16 protein-coding genes are annotated in these 17,155 nt (G+C 65.7%); 4 read left to right on the top strand and 12 right to left on the bottom strand.

Going from position 1 to position 17,155, the window contains the following annotated elements:
• Positions 1-234 precede the first annotated feature (234 nt).
• From CXY71_RS06690 to CXY71_RS06660, 7 genes are all read right to left on the bottom strand, one after another.
• Positions 235-1,236 (bottom strand): hypothetical protein, encoded by a 1,002-nt coding sequence (locus CXY71_RS06690; protein WP_104134883.1) that lies wholly within the window; start codon positions 1,234-1,236, stop codon positions 235-237.
• Positions 1,236-1,865, bottom strand: a complete 630-nt coding sequence (locus tag CXY71_RS06685; protein WP_104134882.1) for a low molecular weight phosphatase family protein — start codon at positions 1,863-1,865, stop codon at positions 1,236-1,238. Before CXY71_RS06685 ends, CXY71_RS06690 begins: the two co-directional genes overlap by 1 nt.
• Positions 1,862-3,298, bottom strand: coding sequence for a polysaccharide biosynthesis tyrosine autokinase (locus CXY71_RS06680; protein WP_104134881.1), 1,437 nt, complete (start codon positions 3,296-3,298; stop codon positions 1,862-1,864). Before CXY71_RS06680 ends, CXY71_RS06685 begins: the two co-directional genes overlap by 4 nt.
• A 107-nt stretch (positions 3,299-3,405) precedes the next feature.
• A complete protein-coding gene (locus CXY71_RS06675; protein ID WP_104134880.1) occupies positions 3,406-3,930 on the bottom strand; it encodes a hypothetical protein in 525 nt (174 codons plus the stop codon).
• A 50-nt stretch (positions 3,931-3,980) separates the two neighbouring features.
• The gene (locus CXY71_RS06670) at positions 3,981-5,780 is read right to left on the bottom strand and encodes a DUF4012 domain-containing protein (RefSeq protein ID WP_104134879.1); all 1,800 of its coding nucleotides are present in this window, start codon (positions 5,778-5,780) and stop codon (positions 3,981-3,983) included.
• An 8-nt stretch (positions 5,781-5,788) separates the two neighbouring features.
• Entirely contained in the window at positions 5,789-6,238 is a 450-nt protein-coding gene (locus CXY71_RS06665) for a hypothetical protein (protein ID WP_104134878.1), read from the bottom strand.
• 107 nt (positions 6,239-6,345) lie between these two features.
• Entirely contained in the window at positions 6,346-7,779 is a 1,434-nt protein-coding gene (locus tag CXY71_RS06660; protein ID WP_104134877.1) for a polysaccharide biosynthesis tyrosine autokinase, read from the bottom strand.
• A gap of 132 nt (positions 7,780-7,911) precedes the next feature.
• On the opposite strand from CXY71_RS06660, the gene CXY71_RS06655 reads away from it, so the two are divergent.
• Complete coding sequence (locus CXY71_RS06655; RefSeq protein ID WP_104134876.1) at positions 7,912-8,871, top strand: CPBP family glutamic-type intramembrane protease; 960 nt, start codon at positions 7,912-7,914, stop codon at positions 8,869-8,871.
• A gap of 321 nt (positions 8,872-9,192) precedes the next feature.
• Here CXY71_RS06655 and CXY71_RS06650 read toward each other — a convergent pair whose 3' ends face one another.
• The 5 genes from CXY71_RS06650 to CXY71_RS06630 form a co-directional block, all read right to left on the bottom strand.
• A complete protein-coding gene (locus CXY71_RS06650) occupies positions 9,193-9,723 on the bottom strand; it encodes a hypothetical protein (RefSeq protein WP_104134875.1) in 531 nt (176 codons plus the stop codon).
• Positions 9,724-9,948: 225 nt separating this feature from the next.
• On the bottom strand, positions 9,949-10,578 hold the full coding sequence (locus CXY71_RS06645) for a thymidine kinase (protein WP_104134874.1): 630 nt from the start codon (positions 10,576-10,578) through the stop codon (positions 9,949-9,951).
• Complete coding sequence (locus CXY71_RS06640; protein WP_104134873.1) at positions 10,578-11,987, bottom strand: hypothetical protein; 1,410 nt, start codon at positions 11,985-11,987, stop codon at positions 10,578-10,580. Before CXY71_RS06640 ends, CXY71_RS06645 begins: the two co-directional genes overlap by 1 nt.
• Complete coding sequence (locus CXY71_RS06635; protein WP_146072761.1) at positions 11,984-13,309, bottom strand: sensor histidine kinase; 1,326 nt, start codon at positions 13,307-13,309, stop codon at positions 11,984-11,986. Before CXY71_RS06635 ends, CXY71_RS06640 begins: the two co-directional genes overlap by 4 nt.
• Positions 13,310-13,618: 309 nt before the next feature.
• Positions 13,619-14,824, bottom strand: a complete 1,206-nt coding sequence (locus CXY71_RS06630; RefSeq protein WP_104134871.1) for an Rv2578c family radical SAM protein — start codon at positions 14,822-14,824, stop codon at positions 13,619-13,621.
• 250 nt (positions 14,825-15,074) lie between these two features.
• Here CXY71_RS06630 and CXY71_RS06625 point away from each other — a divergent pair, with 250 nt between their 5' ends.
• The 3 genes from CXY71_RS06625 (at position 15,075) to CXY71_RS06615 (ending at position 17,014) form a co-directional block, all read left to right on the top strand.
• The gene (locus CXY71_RS06625; protein WP_158253003.1) at positions 15,075-16,259 is read left to right on the top strand and encodes a DNA topoisomerase IB; all 1,185 of its coding nucleotides are present in this window, start codon (positions 15,075-15,077) and stop codon (positions 16,257-16,259) included.
• 83 nt (positions 16,260-16,342) lie between these two features.
• Complete coding sequence (locus tag CXY71_RS06620) at positions 16,343-16,771, top strand: hypothetical protein (RefSeq protein ID WP_104134869.1); 429 nt, start codon at positions 16,343-16,345, stop codon at positions 16,769-16,771.
• 15 nt (positions 16,772-16,786) lie between these two features.
• Positions 16,787-17,014, top strand: a complete 228-nt coding sequence (locus tag CXY71_RS06615) for a hypothetical protein (protein WP_104134868.1) — start codon at positions 16,787-16,789, stop codon at positions 17,012-17,014.
• Positions 17,015-17,155 lie beyond the last annotated feature (141 nt).

The following is a 17,155-nucleotide window of genomic DNA, read 5'->3' as shown; positions in this document are numbered from 1 at the left end:
CCAGCTGGCAGGGGTGTGCTGCGGATTCTTTGAACTGTGGAGAAGTGGGCGCGCGCATACTCGAGGCCCCGTTCATGACGGTGCGGAGATTCGGAGACCGTGGGGTCGCCACAGCGATTTTTCGAACGTTGTCGAGCGGGAATCTTCGCAGTTGTTCGGCGGGTGGCGATGCAAGAAGCGGGGCTGAACGGCGGGTGGCGGGGCGAGAACTATGACCGGCCAGCGTCGGTGAAACTAGAGCCAGGATTGACCGGCGTCGGTGGAACGCAGGGTGAGGTCGCCGATCCAGAGCCAGAGGGTGTTCTCAGCGGATGCGACAGCGATGTTTGCGGCCAGCTCGGCGGGCGCTTCGTCAGTGGCGTAGCAGCCCGTGGTACTCGCGCTCAGCGCAGCGGGCTCGGCGGCAGGATCGATCACGCTGACATCGATGACGCTGACATTGACGACGCTGAGACCGAGGCACGCGACCGAGGCGGCCGGGTGCCCCGCGGCCAGGGCGATGTAACCCAGGTCGCTCGCGGTGAGGGTGAGCACTCCGGGAACGGTCAGGGGCGCTGACCAGGAGGCGGCGGCCTCCGTTGTGGCGAAGATGCGTGCGTCGGCGCAGAGAACGGCGGCGGAGTCAGCGTCGGCCGTGCTTGCAGCGAGGGCGACAACCGCGTCGCACGGCGCCGCGGCGAGGCCATCGGGCCCGTGCACGGCGGCGCGGTCGGCCGGGTCGACGTACCACGTGTCGACGAGCTCGTCGGGGTAGCTGGCGTAGTTATCTCCGGCGACGAAGGTCTTGATGAACTGCGGGGCGCAGTCTTCATCGAGGCCGATGAACTCGGCGACCGATTCGCTCTGGGCTGCGATGGATTGCAGGGCGGTGACTCCGGAGCGGCCGGTGGCGTCGGTGGCGTTCCAGCTGGTTCCGGAGTCGGTGCTGAGTTCGGGTGCGGCCGGTGTCGCACAGGGTCCGGCGCTGGCCCGCCAGGCGGCGGTGGCCGACACCGCGGAGAGCAGACGGGTGGCCGCCACGGGCATCACTGCTGGTGCGGCTGTTGGCGAGGCTGTCGGGGTGATACTCGGCACAGGAAAAGCGGATGCCGTAGCGGCCGGCTTCGAAGATGCGTCGACGGCAGCGTCGACCGAGGTCGACGTGAGTGCGCTCGTGATGAGCACGGCGTCGATGAGAAGGAAGAGTGCGATAGCGGAGAAGGCGATGATGCGACGCCGGCGGGGCTGCTGGGTCATCAGGCTCCCGCCGCGATCAGGGCGGCGGTGATCGTGGCGACGGAGGCGTTGATCGCGGCGGCGGCGCGGTCGTAGACGGCCGCCGGCTGGCGGTAGGGGTCCTCGACGTCGTCCAGGGTCGGCGGGTTGGGCGAGGGGTGGAGTCCGCGGGTCGAGGCGACGGACGCGATGAAGGCGGAGAAATCGAGGGGTGGCCGGGTGGCCGAGGTGGGTTTCGACACCGGGATTGCGGTCTCGGCAGGCTCGGCCAGCGGATGGGCGGCATCGGCATCGGCCGGGGCCACCAGGCGGGCGAACTGATTAAGCGTGAAGGTGTAGCGGGTGGCTTTGGGCAACAGAGTGACGACATCGCGACGGTGATCGCGGGTGGCGGTGAGCACGAGGTCGGCGTCGGCAATGAGCTTCTCGGTGACCTGCCGTGCGACGTGCGGGGTGTTTGACGCGCCGTATTGCGTCGACAGAGCGGCAGCCTCGGGCGTCATCGCACTACCCGTCATGGCGTGGGTTCCGGCGCTCGTGACCACGGCGTCGATACCGGCACTGCGCAGGTTTTCACGCAGCAGCTGCTCGCCCAACGGCGACCGGCAAATGTTTCCGGTGCAGACGATGAGAATGCGGGGGGCCGTCATGTTCGGGCCCTCGATCGGCGGGAGTAGGCGGGAGCGATGACCTCGGGGGTCGGACCGGTATCGCCGTAGGTGTGTCCATAACCGTACTGGCCGTAGTGGCCGTAACCGTAGGCATCCGGTCCCTTGGTCGGCAGCATCGTCATGACGACCCCGCTGATCGGAGCGCCGACCTTGTCGAGCGCTGCGATGGCCCCGGTGAGCTGGTTCTTCTGGGTGCGGCCGGCGGCGACGATGAGAATGGCGCCGCCGACGCTCTTGGCGAGGATCGCGGCATCCGTTACCGGAAGCAGCGGCGGGCAGTCGAAGATGACCACGTCGAAGGTGCGGTTGAAGTCCTCGATGATTTGCGCCATGCGCGACGACCCGAGCAGCTCGCTCGGGTTCGGCGGAATGTGCCCGGCGGGCAGCACGAACAGCTGGCCACGGCCCCAGGGCTGAATGACATCCTCGAGTTCGGCGCGGCCGACGAGCACGTCGGTGAGGCCGACACCGCCCTCGATGTTCATATATTCGGCGACGCGGGGTTTGCGCAGGTCGGCGTCGACGAGCAGAACGCGAGTGCCGGCATCCGCTAGTGAAATAGCCAGGTTGGCGCTTGTAGTGCTCTTGCCCTCGCTGCCGATCGAGGAGGTGACCACGAAGGAGCGGTCCAGGCGCTCCACGTCGAGGTACTGCAGGTTGGTGCGCAGGGTCCGAAAGGACTCAGCGCGCGGGCTGCGCGGGTCGGCGTGCACGATGAGGGGCCGCTCGGAGGCCTGCGGATCGAAAACGATGCCGCCAATGATGGGCAGCTCGGTGATCTGTTCCACATCGCGCTGACTGCGGATGCGAGTGTCGAGCGTTTCGCGCAGCACCGCCAGGCCAACGCCGAGGGCGAGTCCCACGAGCGCACCGAGGGCGATATTGAGGGGCACGTTGGGGGACACCGGCACCGACGGCACGCTCGCCACCTGCACCCGGGTGAGTTTCACGGAGGGGCCCCCGGTGACCGCGTCACGCTGCTCGATCTGCTGCACGCCAACGGCGAGGCTCTCGGAGACCGCGTTGGCGATGTCCGCGGCGCGGCGCGGGTCGGCGTCGGTGACGACAATGCCGATGATCGAGGTGTCGAGGGTTGCCGATACCTCGATATTCTTGGCCAGTTTGGCTGGCGTCTGGTCGAGCTGGAGGGTCTCGATGACCGGCAGCAGCACCAGCGGTGTGATGGCGATACCGGAGTAGGTTTTGACCCGAGCCACCGTGAAGCTCGCGCCCTGCACGAGATCGCTCGCGCTGCCGCTGGACTGAATCGATACGAACACCTTGCTGGTTGCGCTGTAGGTCGGTGTTTTCAGAATCGAGAAAACGGATGCCGCGGCGACGGCCACGAGGGTCAGCGCCACGATGAGCATCCAACTCTTTTGCAGAATGCGGATGTAGTCGCGGAGTTCCACGCTGCTACCTTTCGTTGCGATACAAAGTTGCCAGCACTTAGCTTGCCACAGGTGGTTGGTGCATTTGGTGGAGTACGCGGCCCGCGATCAGGGGACCGGCAGTCAAATCAGGCAGTGGCGGCGCGGCGACGCAGGGTAACGCGCAGGGTGATGACGAGGGCCAGGCCGAGCAGCAGGGCGCCGGCAGCGCTGTAGATGAGGGCGATCGGAACGTCTAATCCCGCGGTGGCGAGGCCGGTTCCGTCGGCGGCGACGACCGTGAACGTGACGGTGCCGATGTTTTGCGAGTTGCGTCCGATAGCGGTGAGTGTGTAGGAGCCGGTCGCGTCGCTCGGCAGGGTGACGGTGAGGTCGAGGGCGCCGGCGCTCGTAGCGGTCTTTTTGGCGTTGACGGTTGCAGCCTGCAGTGCAGCCAGGGTGGCCGAACCTTCACCGGAGACCGCGAGAGAAACCTGTTCGCTGTCGGTGAAGGCGCCGTCGTCAAACACGACGCTGACCGTGCTGCCGGCGGTCTGGCTGCCGGAGATGGTGATGAGATCGGCGGCCACATAGCCGGCAGCGTGGGCGGCAACCGGGCCGCCCAAAACGGCGACACCAACGAGCGCGAGCGTGGCAAGAAGTTTTCTAAGCAAGGTAAATCCCCCGGAGTGCATTGTGTGGCCTGATCGCTGCGGGCGAACCCTTAGCACTTGAAGTCTAGTGATGATGTGTCGTGCAACGCGATCAGTGGCGTACTGCGCAGCTCGAGCTCGCCGCTGAACGGCTCCGGGCCGAGCCAGTTGAAGCGCAGCACGGTACTTTCGCCGGGCGCCAGTTCGATCGCGATCGTGCTCACCGGATAGGTGGCATCGGTGGCCGGATGGTACGGGGCCTCTGCACCGTCACGGGTGAGGCCGAGGTTTTGCAACTCGGGGGTGCCGTACGCCGAAACCACGGTCTTGATGCTGCCGAGGGGCACGTCGTACGCGCCGCCGCCGGTGACATACGCGGGGAGGCTGGTGGCGGCATCCGCTGGTGCGGTATTGCTGAGGGTGACCTCGAGCGCGTACTGCGGGCGCAGGTCTTTACGGCAGGTCTGCTGGCCGAGGGCGGTGGCGACGTCGAGGTAGAGGTCCATTTTGGCGCCGGTACCGTCGTTGAGAAAGAGGCCGAACCGGTTGGTCTGGTCGTCGCTGACCGGTCGGGCGCCGGCCAGGGTAGTGCCGGCAAGAACGGTCTGCTCGGCCTCATCGGCGTTCCAGATCAGCACGCGATGTTCAGCTCCGGCGCGGGCGAGCGCGGCGATGAGCTTGGTCGGGTCGGCGCGGCCGCTCTTCACGGCGTCAAACACGGCGCCCGCCGCGACCGCGAAGAAGGCGTCCTGCTGGGCCGGCACCTCATAGCGCGCGTACACGTCGCTCAGCAGAAGCTGTACCGCGTTGTCGGCGGTCAGCTCGTCGCCGGTGGCGAGGGTGATCGGGCCGGTGGCATCGAGCAGGTAGCTCAGCGCAACCGGGTCGACCGAGAGCACGCCGGTGGCTTCGAGGCCGAATTCGAGGCGCCACATTTCGCGGGCGAGCGCCCCGGTCTCTGCGAAGTCTGGGGTCATCGTGACGTTTTGAATGAATTCGCCGGTGATGTCACCGTAGATGGACCGGGTGGCGTCGCTCAGCGGCAGCACGGGGGCTTCGTACTGCGGAAAGGAGCTCGAGCTGGCCTGTTGGGTGAGTTCGATGCTTCCGTTGTCGGTGTGCAGCAGGGCGAGCGCGCCGGGAATGCCGCCGGTGGAGCGCAGCTCGGCGGGGTTCTGAAACAGCAGAATGTAATCGCGCGGTTCGGTCGCGCCGAGCATGGCTGGCAGCAAGGTGACGGCGCGGTCCATGACGTCGAGTGTGACCGCGGTGTCGTCGGCAACGGTTTGCAATCGGGTGACGGCGTCGCGCACGGCGTCGTGCACACCGTCGGTGTTGATGGCATTAACGTCTTCTGTGGCGCGGGCCAGAGCGGCATTGGCCTGCTTGACTGGCGGCTGCGCGTCGAGCAGGGGTTGCAGGGCGATCGATCCGTCGACGGGCTTGAATGCGTTCAGGTCGAGAGTGCCGGCCAGCGTGGCCAGCGGGGTGACGGCGTTCTGCGCGACATCATCGACGACGGTAGAGAGTTCACGCACGGCCTTGAGATTCGGTCCGAGAAACGGCAGCAATTCATAGCCGCGCCAGATCGGGTCGCTCGTGCGCGACCGCGCTGTTGCCGCGAATTCGGCAACGTCGGCGGCGGTCTTGGCAGCTTGGTCACCGTCACCGGCCAAGATTTGGTCTTGGATGGCCGATGCGAGCGGCACGGCAGCCTCGAGGGCGTCCTTGGCCTGCAGACCGCGAATGCCGACCCAGGCGGTGGCCGCCACGACGAACACGAGCAGCCCGAGCACGACCAGCCCGACGATGGTTCGTGCCTTCTTTGGCTTTTTCACGGGTGCGGCGTGCGCGGAACGGGACGAAGACATTGCCCTATTCAAGCAGAGTGCACCATCCGGTTAGCGCCCGCACAGTGAATCGCGAGCCCGGGGCGTAGTCGACGCTCACAGCTGAGGTCGAGCGAATCGGTCTCGTGCAGCGCGATTAACGGTGTGCTGCGCAGTTCGAGATCACCGGTGAACGGCGCCGTGCCGAGCATGGCCGGCAGCAGGGTGACGGCGCGGTCCATGACGTTCAGGCTGCTCGCGGTCTGCTCGGCGACGGTTTGCAGCCGGGTGACGGCGTCACGTACCACGGCGAGTACGTTGTCGGTATCGATGTCGATCGCAGTGACATCTTGTGCGGCGCGGGCCAGGGCTACGTTGGCCTGCTTGACTGGCGGCTGCACGTCGAGCAGGGGTTGCAGGGCGATCGATTCGTCGACGGGCTTGAACGCGTTCAGGTCGAGGGTGCCGGCCAGCGTGGCCAGCGGGGTTCTGCGCGACATCGTCGACGACGACGGCCAGTTCGCGCACGGCCTTGAGATTCGATTCGAGAAATGGCAGCATTTTGTAGCCGCGTTAGATCGGGCTGACTGGCTGGCTGGCTGGCTGGCTAAGCCTTGGCGCGTGTGCCACGGGCGCGGGCCGGCTCGGCGGGAATCGAGGGCGTGATGGCCTCGGGGTCGCCGTAGCTGTAGCCATAGCCGTAATGGCCGTAGCCGTAGGCGTCCGGTCCGCTGGTGGGGAGCATGGTCAGCACGAGCCCGGAGATCGGCGCCCCGACATTGTTCAAAGCGGCGATGGCTCCGGTGAGCTGGTTCTTGTGCGTGCGGCCGGCCGCCACAACGATGAGGGCGCCACCCACATTTTTGGCGAGGATGGCGGCATCTGTTACCGGCAAAAGGGGCGGTGCGTCGAAGATGACCACGTCGAAGGCCCGGTTGAACTCGTTGATGAGCTGCGTCATACGGGTGGAACCAAGCAGTTCACTCGGGTTAGGCGGCACATGGCCGGCCGGCAGCACGAACAGCTGCGCCTTACCCCAGGGCTGAATGACGTCGGCCAGGTCGGCGCGGCCGATGAGAACGTCGGTGAGGCCGACAGCGCCCTCCACGTCCATGTAGTCGGCGACCTTGGGGCGGCGCAGGTCGGCGTCGACGAGCAGCACGCGCGATCCGGCGTCGGCCAGGGCGATGGCGAGGTTGGCGCCCGTCGTGCTCTTTCCCTCACTCTCGATCGAGGAGGTGATGACGAAGGAACGGTCGACCCGCCCCACGTCGAGATACTGCAGGTTGGTGCGCAGGGTGCGGAACGATTCGGCGCGGGGGCTGCGTGGGTCGACGTGCACGATGAGAGGTCGTTCCTTGGCCTTGGGGTCGAAGACGATGCCGCCGAGAATAGGCAGGTCAGTGAGCAGCTCAACGTCGTGGGTATTGCGGATGCGCGTCTCGAGGGTTTCGCGCAGCACTGCGATGCCGATGCCGAGGGCCAGCCCCACGAGCGCTCCGAGGGCGATGTTGAGCGGCACGTTGGGACTGACCGGCGCGATCGGAACCGTCGCTTCCTGCGTGAGGGTGAGCTTGACCGGCGAGGTCGCGTCAGCTATGTCGGGAGTTTCAATCTCTTCGACGACGAGGGTAAGGCTGTTCGAAATGGCGTTGGCCGTGTCGGCGGCCCGAACCGGGTCGGTGTCGGTGACGGTGACGTCGATGATCGAGGTTTCGAGCTGCGCGGCGGCGGCAACCTTCTTAGCCAGCTCGGCGGCGGTTATGCCCAGATCGAGGCTGGCGATGACGGGCAGCAACACGATCGGGGTGGTCGCGAGCTCGGCATAGGTCTTGACGCGCGCGACCGAGAAGTTGTTGCCCTGGGCGAGGTCGGCAGTGGACCCGCTGGACTGCGTCAGGGTGACCACCTTGGACGTGGCGCTGTACTGCGGCGTCTGCAGAATTGAATAAGTGGATGCCGCGCCAACGGCTACCAGCGTGCACAGCACGATGAGTACCCAGCTCTTGCGCAGAATGCGAATGTAGTCGCGAAGTTCCATGCTTGGGTGATCCCCTCATGTCGAGGAATACAACCCGTACTTCACCGCACGAATGCGCGGTTCCCCTCTTCTGAGGGTACCGAACTTTGGGGCTCGTGCCGACCGGCGGTGGGTGCCGGTAGATTGGGATTTATGGGGAAAGTGGTTGCGCGACAGTCCGTGAACGTTCTCATGCCGACGGGCTTCGGTCTTGTGGTGGCCATTGTGCTGCTGGAATCGGCTAATTCCACGTCGTTTGGGGACGCGAATGTGGCCAATTTATTGGGCTATCTGTGCGTGTGGGTGCCTCTGTTGGTGGCGATTGGGGTGGCCGGGGGTGGTGTGGCGCGCGGCGGCTGGGGCTCGTCGCTTGATGGGCCGGGTGCGGCGATTCTTCACGGCTCGGCTGCGACTGCTGGGGTGAGCGGCGCTGGATCAAGCTCGGTTCTGACTAGCCCCGACTCGGTATCTGGTGGAGACTCGGCTGCTGCCGGTTCGGTTTCAAACCTGGCGCTGGGTAGCGACCGTGCTCCTGACCGTGCTCCTGACTGTGCTCATGCTGGATCTGTCGACGACGACGCGGGGAACGGCATCCGCTCTGGAAAAAGCCTGCTGCGGCTGTCGATTCGGCCGATCGACCTGGTCTGGGGGCTCGGGGTCGGTTTGCTGGCTCGCACAGTGGCGAGCCTGATCGAGATCTTGGGCTACGGCAGCATCGGAACTGCCGGCGCCACCTTCGGCGAGACCGTGCACGACGGCTGGTGGCTGTTCAGCGCATTGCTGGCCCCGGTGCTGCTGGCTCCGTTCGTGGAGGAACTGTTCTTTCGCGGGCTCGTGCTGCGCGGCGTATACCGGCAGGTTACAACGCTCGGCGCCGCGCGCTGGGCCGGGCCAATCGCGGTCGGAGTGAGCGGGCTGACGTTTGCGCTCATGCACCTCGTGACAATCGACCCGGGAAATACTTCGACCGTGGTCGTGGTCGGAGTCTCGACTTTGATTTTTGGGCTCGCCGCGGCCTCGCTCGCGCTGGCAACCGCACGAATCGGCGGCGCAATCGTGGCGCACGTGACGTTCAACGGGCTCGTCATTGTGCCGGCACTGCTGGGTTTCTGAGCCTCTCAGCTTTGAAGCACTGAGGTCCCCAGCCTTTGAGCTCTCGACACGCGACGGGACCGCTGGCGAGTCGAGTGGCTAACGCCGGAAATTGGCGACCCTCCGGGCCCGGCCTCGGGTCAGCACGGCGTGTCCCAGATTTACCGGCACTGCGTACCGGGCCGACCTGGCACTGGGCGCAGGCTGCGCGGTACAGAACACAGGCACGCGCCACGCACTTTCGCCCTTGCGGGCGGGCTCGGGGATACGCGAAACGCCCCAACACCGAAGGGTGATCGAGGCGTTTCGGTGAGCGGCCCGGAGGCTACTCGAGAAAGCTAATTACGCAGCAGCGTGCTGACGACGAACCGAGACGCGCACGAGAACGAGTGCGAGGCCGAGAACGAGAACGCCAACGGCACCCCAGATGACGAGGACCGGAGTGTTGAAGCCGGTGGAGGCGAGGCCCTTGTCGGCGGCATTCGTTGAAGCGGCAACGATGTCCAGGGTGACGGTGTAGGCCTGCGTCGCGGACTTAGCGGTGACCGTGTAGTCTCCGGTTGCGTTGCTGGGAATTACCACGTTGACGAACGAGGAACCGTTGAGTTCCGCAGTCTTGGTGAGTGACTTGGTGACAGCGGTCTTGACGACGCTGAGCGCGGCCTCCTGATCGCCCGTGACGGAGTAGAGAACGCTCTCCTCAGAAGCGAAGGCGTTTGCGGCGAAGGCCACGACGGCGGTTTCGCCGGCGATGGGCGCGCTCGTGATAGTCACCTTGGAGTCGGACACGTAGTCAACCGCGTTGGCGGCCGGTGCGAAGGCGAATACGGCGATGACGGCGAGTGCTGCCGTAGCCAGGCTTTTCTTGAACATGATGAGGGTCCCCCCGGTATTTGGATGGTTTATACGCCGTAGACGGCGAGTCCCGGCAGATCATCTTGAAATACCTAGGTGACTCTCAGGCTAGCGCGCGATTGGAGCATTACGTAGCCCGATCGGCGTTAAACCTGGGCCTATCACAGTCGAATCGCCGTTATCACACCTGAACTGGGGGTACGCACGGTCGACGCCGAGTCGAATTTGCGGCCCATTTCGCCGCTACGGCGCGTCGTGACGGCTGCGGTTATTGAGCACGCCGTGGCTCTCTTCGAGGTAGCAGCTTCCACAGAGCGACTCATAGGTGATCTCTTCGCCGTCGATGGCTACCTGGTCGCCGTCAAACACATAGACGCCGCCGATCTGGCGCCCGTTGAACACGGCCTTGCGTCCACAGCGGCAGATGGTCTTGAGTTCTTCGAGGCTGTGGGCCACTTCGAGCAGACGGCGACTTCCAGGAAAGGCGACGGTTTGAAAGTCCGTGCGGATACCGTAAGCCAGCACGGGCACGTTTTCGAGAATGGCGATGCGCAGCAGATCGTCGACCTGGGTCTCGGTGAGAAACTGGGCCTCGTCGAGCAACAGGGCGCTCACATCACGGCCGGACTCTTGCAAGACCTGCGCGCGGTGCTGCTGAAACAGGGCGTAGGCATCCGTTTGCGGAGTGAGGAGAAAATCGACGGCGCGGGTCACGCCGAGACGGGAGAGAATTCCGCGGTCGCCCTTGGTGTCGACCGACGGTTTGGCGAGCAGCACGTGGTGGCCGCGTTCCTCGTAGTTATATGCCGCCTGCAGCATCGAGGTGCTTTTGCCGCTGTTCATGGCGCCATATCGAAAGTACAGTTTCGCCATTAGGTGCCTTTGGTTGAAGTTGAGCTGCTGCGGTCAGCGTCAAATTCTAGCGTGAGAAGCGGATGCCGGCTGGTCACGCGCACCTGGGAGAAGACAGCGCGGAGCACGCTGAGGTACGGGCGCAGGGCCCGCCGGCGCTGGTACGGGGGTAGCGAGATTCCCGCCTGGATGGTGATGGTGTCGACGGCGCGTTCACCGGTTCTGCGCGATCGGGTCGTCAGCTGCGCTTGCGCCTGCGCCAGGGTGCGGGCCTGAGCTGCAGCTTGATCCTGGGCGGCGGTGACGATGGCGATGGTCGTGGTGTCGGTGGCCGGGGTGGGGAGCGCACCGCGCGCGCCGAAGGCCTGGGTAACCTGGGCGGTGTCGACGGGGGCGGGGCCGGTTCCGTCGATTTGCACGACGAGGCTGGTCGGATCGAAGCCCTTGAGGGTGCAGAGCGCCACGAGGATAGCGCCAGCGGCGGCGCGCTGGTCGGAGTCGAAGGCGGTCGCGCGGCGCTCGGGGTCGGCGATGACGCAGAGTGGGTTGAGTCCGCGCTCGGTCAGCGCGGTGCGTTCGCGTTCGATCAGGTCGTCGAGCCAGGTATGGTCGACCTCGGCAACGAGCACCCGGCGCATCTGAAAGGCGAGGGAGCGGGCCCGCTTCACGTCGGCGACGGTGAGCGTATGCCGCTCGAGCACGTCGGCCAAAAACGGCAGAACATCGGCGCCGAGGTTTCTAACGCGATGGTCGACCACCTCGTGCGCGAGGAGGTCACGACTCTCTTCGGTGCGCGCGCGGATCGCACGGCGGGCATCCGTTTGCCAGCGGTGAATGGAGTTGACGACCTGACGAGAGAACGCGGCCGCGGCGAGGGTGGGCGCGAGCACCTGAGTCATGGCGATGATCGCGAACAGTGCCGGCGGAGTTTGCACGCCGAGAAAAGGCGATTGCACGAGGGCAGTCGCGCCGACGATGATCGCTGAGGTTCCGCCGAGCACGAGGATTTCTTTCCACGGCCGAAACGGGGCGAGGGCGAGCAGTAACAGGCCGAGTCCGATCGGGGCAAAGTCGTCCTGGACCATGCCGTTGTACTGCCAGGCGCTGGCCGCGGCGAGCAGGTGGGCGACGAGCCCGAGGGCCACGACGATGATGGCGCGAGCGCGGGTGAACGGGGCCAGGTCTGGGCGGGCCGACCAAACGAGCACAGCGGCCGCGATGATGAGCGCTGCGACGGCGGAGACCGCAACCTCCTCGATTTGAATCTCGTGCGGACGCGACACGGTCGAGGCGATCGCGTAGGTCACCACGATCAGGGCCACGACCGGGGCGATCGGCCAGACCGCCAGACCTCCGATGGGGTCGAGGCGCTGCTGTGAAGCGGATGCCGGCGCGCGCGGCCGGCGCGGCGTGGGGGTCGCGCGGGTCATCGGGCGGGCCTCGAGTTCGGGTTCTTCGTCGCGGCTTTCGGGCTGGCTTTCGCTGCGGCTCTCAGGCTGGCTTTCGTTGCGGCTTTCGTTGCGGTCTTCGTTACCGCTTTCGTTGCGGCTGGCACGGTTAGGCGCACGCTCGTACCGGCGCCCGGGCGGCTCCAAATGAGCACCGAACCGCCAAGCTGCTCGATGCGTCGTCGCACGGACTGCCGTAGACCGAGCCGGTCAGAAGCGGATTCCGATTCGGTGAAGCCGCGGCCAGCATCCGTTATGAGGAGTGAAATTGTGCTGCTGTCGGATTCGATGGCAACTTCGGCGGAGGTGATTCCGGCGTGCAGGATGACGTTGACCAGGCACTGTTGCACGGCGAGGCCGACGTCGCGGTCACTGCCGGCCTCGAGGCGGGCGAGGGCATTGCGGTCGCCCGTGACTTCGACGGTCAGCCCACGGTCGCGGCAGCGTTCGATGGCTGTGTAGACAGCGCTGGAGACCCAGGCCGGGTTTGGTGTTGACGCTTGCTCCTGAACCGTTGATTGCGGTGTGATAGTTCTGCGAGCGTCGATATCAGTAAGCCAATTGGTGTCGTGCAGGGTGGTGAGAGTGTATTTCAGACTGGCTTTGAGACCCGGTGAGAGAGCTCCGGGTTCGGCCAGGGAGAGCGCGACGAGCTGGGAGACGGTCGTGTCGTTGAGCAGGGCGATGGCGCGGGTGTCGAGGGCATCGCGCAGCTGGCGGTTGGCGCCGTCTTGTACCGCGCGGTGGATGGCGGGTTGGGCTGCATTGCTGGCGCGGCGATCGATTCCGGCGAGCACCATGACCCCGACAAGTACGAGGTAGGTCGAAAGGGTGAACAGGTCGGGCCGGTAGGGCACGGTCGTGCCGACGATAGCGACGAGCGCGGCGGCCTCGGCCAGCAGAAAGGCCGCGGTGCTCCAGAGCACGCCGGCGAGCGCGGTGGATCCCGCGCCACCGACCATGACCAGGGCCATCTTGGGCAGGGCGACGAGGAACATATTCGACGCGGGGAATACGTCGGGAACGCCGAGCACGGTGGCCGTGAAGACGCAGACACCGAGGGTGCCGACGAGCAGATAGGCGACGGCCAGAAGGATGCGGCGGTGCCGGGTAAAGAGGATGAGCAGGGCTGCCATCGCGGCCACGACCACGATGGTAATCCAGAGTTCAGGGGTTCTGAGGCTGAGGATACTGACTGAGACGATCGCGGCGCTTAAGCAGGTCAGCGCAAACCAGTGCGCGGCCCTCGCGATGGCGCGCGCGAGCGTGCGCTGCACCAGGTGGCCGGGTAACCCTAAAGACATATTTCCCCCAATAGGTAAGTATGCCATCGGGGTGGATGGGGGTTGGGGTCCTGGTTCGGTGGCCTCGGTCGATCAGGTGCTCGTCGGGCAGGTGAATTGCGGGTTGTGTCTGGCAACGGGTCGAGACTCACGGCTCGGTGGAGCTGGCGTGGCTGGTGAACGGGCGGCGGCGGGCTCGGGGCTGCGAGCTCGGGCTGGGAGCTCGGGACTGCGGGCTCCAGTCTCGGGCCCGGTCTACCTTGTAAGCGCGGGCCGAATTCAGACACTGGGCCCACGTTCCGAGCCCGGGCCCCGAACGCGATGATGGGGTCAGAACAGGGTCGGGGCCAGGTCGGGCGGGAGTTCGGCGGCGATCAGGGAGCGGGGTGCCTCCGCGCCAGGGTCCAGCTTCAGGGAACCGGGCCCATGATCGATTGTGGGCCACGTTTCCGGGCCCGGTGCACGAACGGGGGCGAAGGTGGGCGACAGGCGGGCGGCGGGCGGGGGCATCCGTTCTGGGGAAGACGGGAGAGCGCTGGAGCGGAGGCCGCCGGTCGACGGATCGACGATGCCGCGTTCGATGCCGTGCGCGCGAATGAGCGGTTTGATGCGCGCGGCAAGCCAGGTGCGGTACTCCTTGGGCGCGTATTGACCGCCAGCGTAGAGCTCGAGGTAACGGGCCACCAGCTCGGGATGCTCGCGGTCGAGCCAGCGCAAATACCAGTCCTTGACGGCGGGCTTGAGGTTGAGACCGGAGTAGAGAACGCTCGTGGCTCCGGCCGCCTTGGCTTGCCGCAGCGCCTCATCGAGGTGCGCGCGCGTGTCGGTGAGGAACGGCAAAATGGGCATGAGAAAGACGCCGCAGTCGAGTCCGCGTTCGCGCACCGCGGTCACAGTGGCGAGGCGCGCCTTCGTCGTGGGAGTTCCCGGCTCGACCGACTGCTGCAGGTCGTCATCGCGCAGTCCATCGTCATAGATCGCGATCGACATGGCCAGGTCGACCGGAACGTGCTCGCTCGCCTCGGCTAGCAGGTCGAGGTCGCGGCGCAGCAGTGTGCCCTTGGTGAGAATGGAGATGGGGGTTTTACTGTCGGCTAGGGCCGCGATGATGCCGGGCATGAGTCGATAACGTCCCTCGGCGCGCTGATATGGGTCGGTGTTGGTGCCAAGCGCCACCGGATGCCGCCCCCAGGTTGGCTTGGACAGCTCTCTTTTTAGGACCTCGGCCACATTGACCTTCACGATGATCTCGCTGTCGAAGTCCTTGCCGGCATCGAGGTCGAGGTACTGATGGGTCGGTCGGGCGAAGCAATAGGTGCAGGCGTGGGAACATCCGCGATAGGGATTGATCGTGTAGCCGAATGGCAGCGCACTCTGACCCGGCACATGGTTGAGCGCCGATTTGCACAGGATCTCGTGGAACGTGATTCCGGCGAACTCGGGCGTCTGTACGCTGCGTACAAGGTTGTTCAGGCGGGCGAGTCCGGGCAGGGCGCCGACCTGTTCGGTCTGTAGTTCTTGCCCGCTCCACCGCATAGCTATAGTCGAACACAGGTTCTAGCAAAACACAAGTACCGCCTAGAAAACCCGCACTAAAGCGGATGCCGCAGGTCGTGCCACGCGCGTCGCCGCCCGTCACTCGCGCATCGCGGCACCCGTTCGGGAAGCGGGTATTCCTACGTAGGGGTGGCAGCGAGCACGCTGCGGGCGGGCAGCGACATCCGCTTTCGGGCAGACGGGGCGATTCGCAGTACTGTTGCGGCATGCGCACACCGACGGCATCCGCGTGACTCGGCTGCGGCGCAGCGACCCGACCCGGCCGGGGTATTCCCGGCGGCGCGCGGGCAAGGGCTTCAGCTACCGCGACCCGGGAGGGCTGAAGGTCAGCGAGAAGCAGCTGCGGCAACGATTCGCGGAGCTCGCGATTCCACCCGCCTGGACCGACGTGTGGATCTCCCCGCACCCGAACGGGCATATTCAGGTTATCGGTCTCGATGCGGCCGAGCGCCGCCAATACATCTACCATCCGGCCTGGCGCGAACAGAAAGACCGCCTCAAGTTTGAGCGCGCGTTGGAGCTGGCCGCCTCCCTGCCCCGGGCGCGTGGTCAGGTGACCCGGGATTTGCGCGGGGACGGCGCGCCGCGCACGCGGGCCCTCGCCGCGGCATTTCGCATGCTCGATCTCGCCTCGTTGCGCATCGGCAGCGAGCGTTACGCCGACGACTACGGCAGCCACGGGCTCTCGACCTTGCTCTGCTCGCACGTATCGGTGCGGGGAGACGTGGTGCGACTGAACTTTCCCGCCAAGAGCGGGCAGCAATTTCAAGGCGTGATAACGGATGCTGACCTCGCGACCTATCTGCGCGCCCGCCTGCGCGAACGCCCGGCTGCACCACTGCTGTCCTGGGTGGTCGACGGGGAGGAGAGTGCTCTCTCGGCCGCCGATGTCAACGAGTTCATCAAGGAACGCACCGGCGGCGAGTTCAGCGCGAAGGACTTTCGCACGTTACGCGGCACGGCCGCTGCGGCTCAAAGTCTGGCCCAAAGTCTGGCGCAGAATCTGGGGGCAGTGGCTTCCGTCAGGACCGCGCATGAAGTTGAGGCGAGCAGCCACACGAGGACAGAATCGGGCGCCGCCGGGAGCGGGGCGAAGGCAGGCCCCGCCGGAGTTGGCACGAAACCCGGCACTACCGCCACTGGCGCAACGGTGACCGACGTTGGGGAGCCGGCAGCATCCGCTTCACGGCAACCGCGGGCGGCGTCGCGCAACCGCCGCGCCGATACCCGCGCCATTGCCGAAGCGATGCGGCAGGCGGCCGCGGTGCTCGGTAACACCTCGGCCATCGCTCGAACGAGCTACGTCGACCCGCGCATCGTGGATCTGTTTCGCGCCGGCGAGACCATCGACCCGGCCGGGCGCGTCTCGGCCGAAACGGCACTGCGCGCACTCGTACTCGGTGACGATGTTTGAGAAGCGGCGCTTCAGAATGTCGCACGTTCGCGGTATAACTTGAGTGCCGCGCAGCTGATCCGACCGCTGTCTATAAGAAAGGTATGCCCGTGTCCCACGACTCTGACCCCATTGAAGAACCGCCCCTGGACATTCCTGAGCCGCCCAGTACTCCCACGAACCCCGACCAGCTGGTTGGACCCGACGGACCCGATGGCCCGGCTCAGGAACACACCGGTTCCGCCGGTTTAGTTGATAAAAGCACCGAAGCGGCCGTTCCGGTCGCCAGCGCCGATACCGGACCAGACGGGCCCGCACCGAGCGATGACGGCTCAACGGCTGGAGAAGCCGCCACAGCCACTCCGGTCGAGCCCGACAGCAACACCGACAACGACACTGAAGATGACCAGGACAACGCCGACAACGAACCGAACCTCGACGATGCCGACCGCGCCGAGGACCCGTCGAACCCTGATCTGGTCGGCCACGATGTCGATGAAGAAGACCCCAACCTCGCCGAACCAACCGCCTAAACCCGAGGAGCCCCCATGAAGGGTAAGTTTCTTTTTCTCGCCGGCACCGCGACCGGTTTCGTACTCGGATCCAAGGCCGGCCGCCAGGCCTACGACCGCATCGCCGCGAAGGCCCGCCAAATGTGGGGCGGCCCTGGCACCCAGAAGGTCATCTCGCAGGCCGAAGGCCTCGCGCGCGACGCCGCCACCGTTGCGCAGACCAAGGTAAGTGGTCTGCTCGACCAGGCCGCAGGCATCCATTAAGAAGAAGGAGCGCACGGTCAATCCGACCACGGATGCCGACAGCCACGACCCGTAAACAGCCTCACCCCGTTACCTTGTTTGTAACCTCGGATGGTGTGAGTATCTGAGGGAGTTGGCCTGTCGGGTCCGGCATGATTGTTG

Origin of the sequence: Cryobacterium sp. Y62 (assembly GCF_002929785.1) — a bacterium.
In the GTDB taxonomy this organism is placed as follows: domain Bacteria; phylum Actinomycetota; class Actinomycetes; order Actinomycetales; family Microbacteriaceae; genus Cryobacterium.
This window is presented reverse-complemented; position numbering and strand designations above follow the sequence as displayed.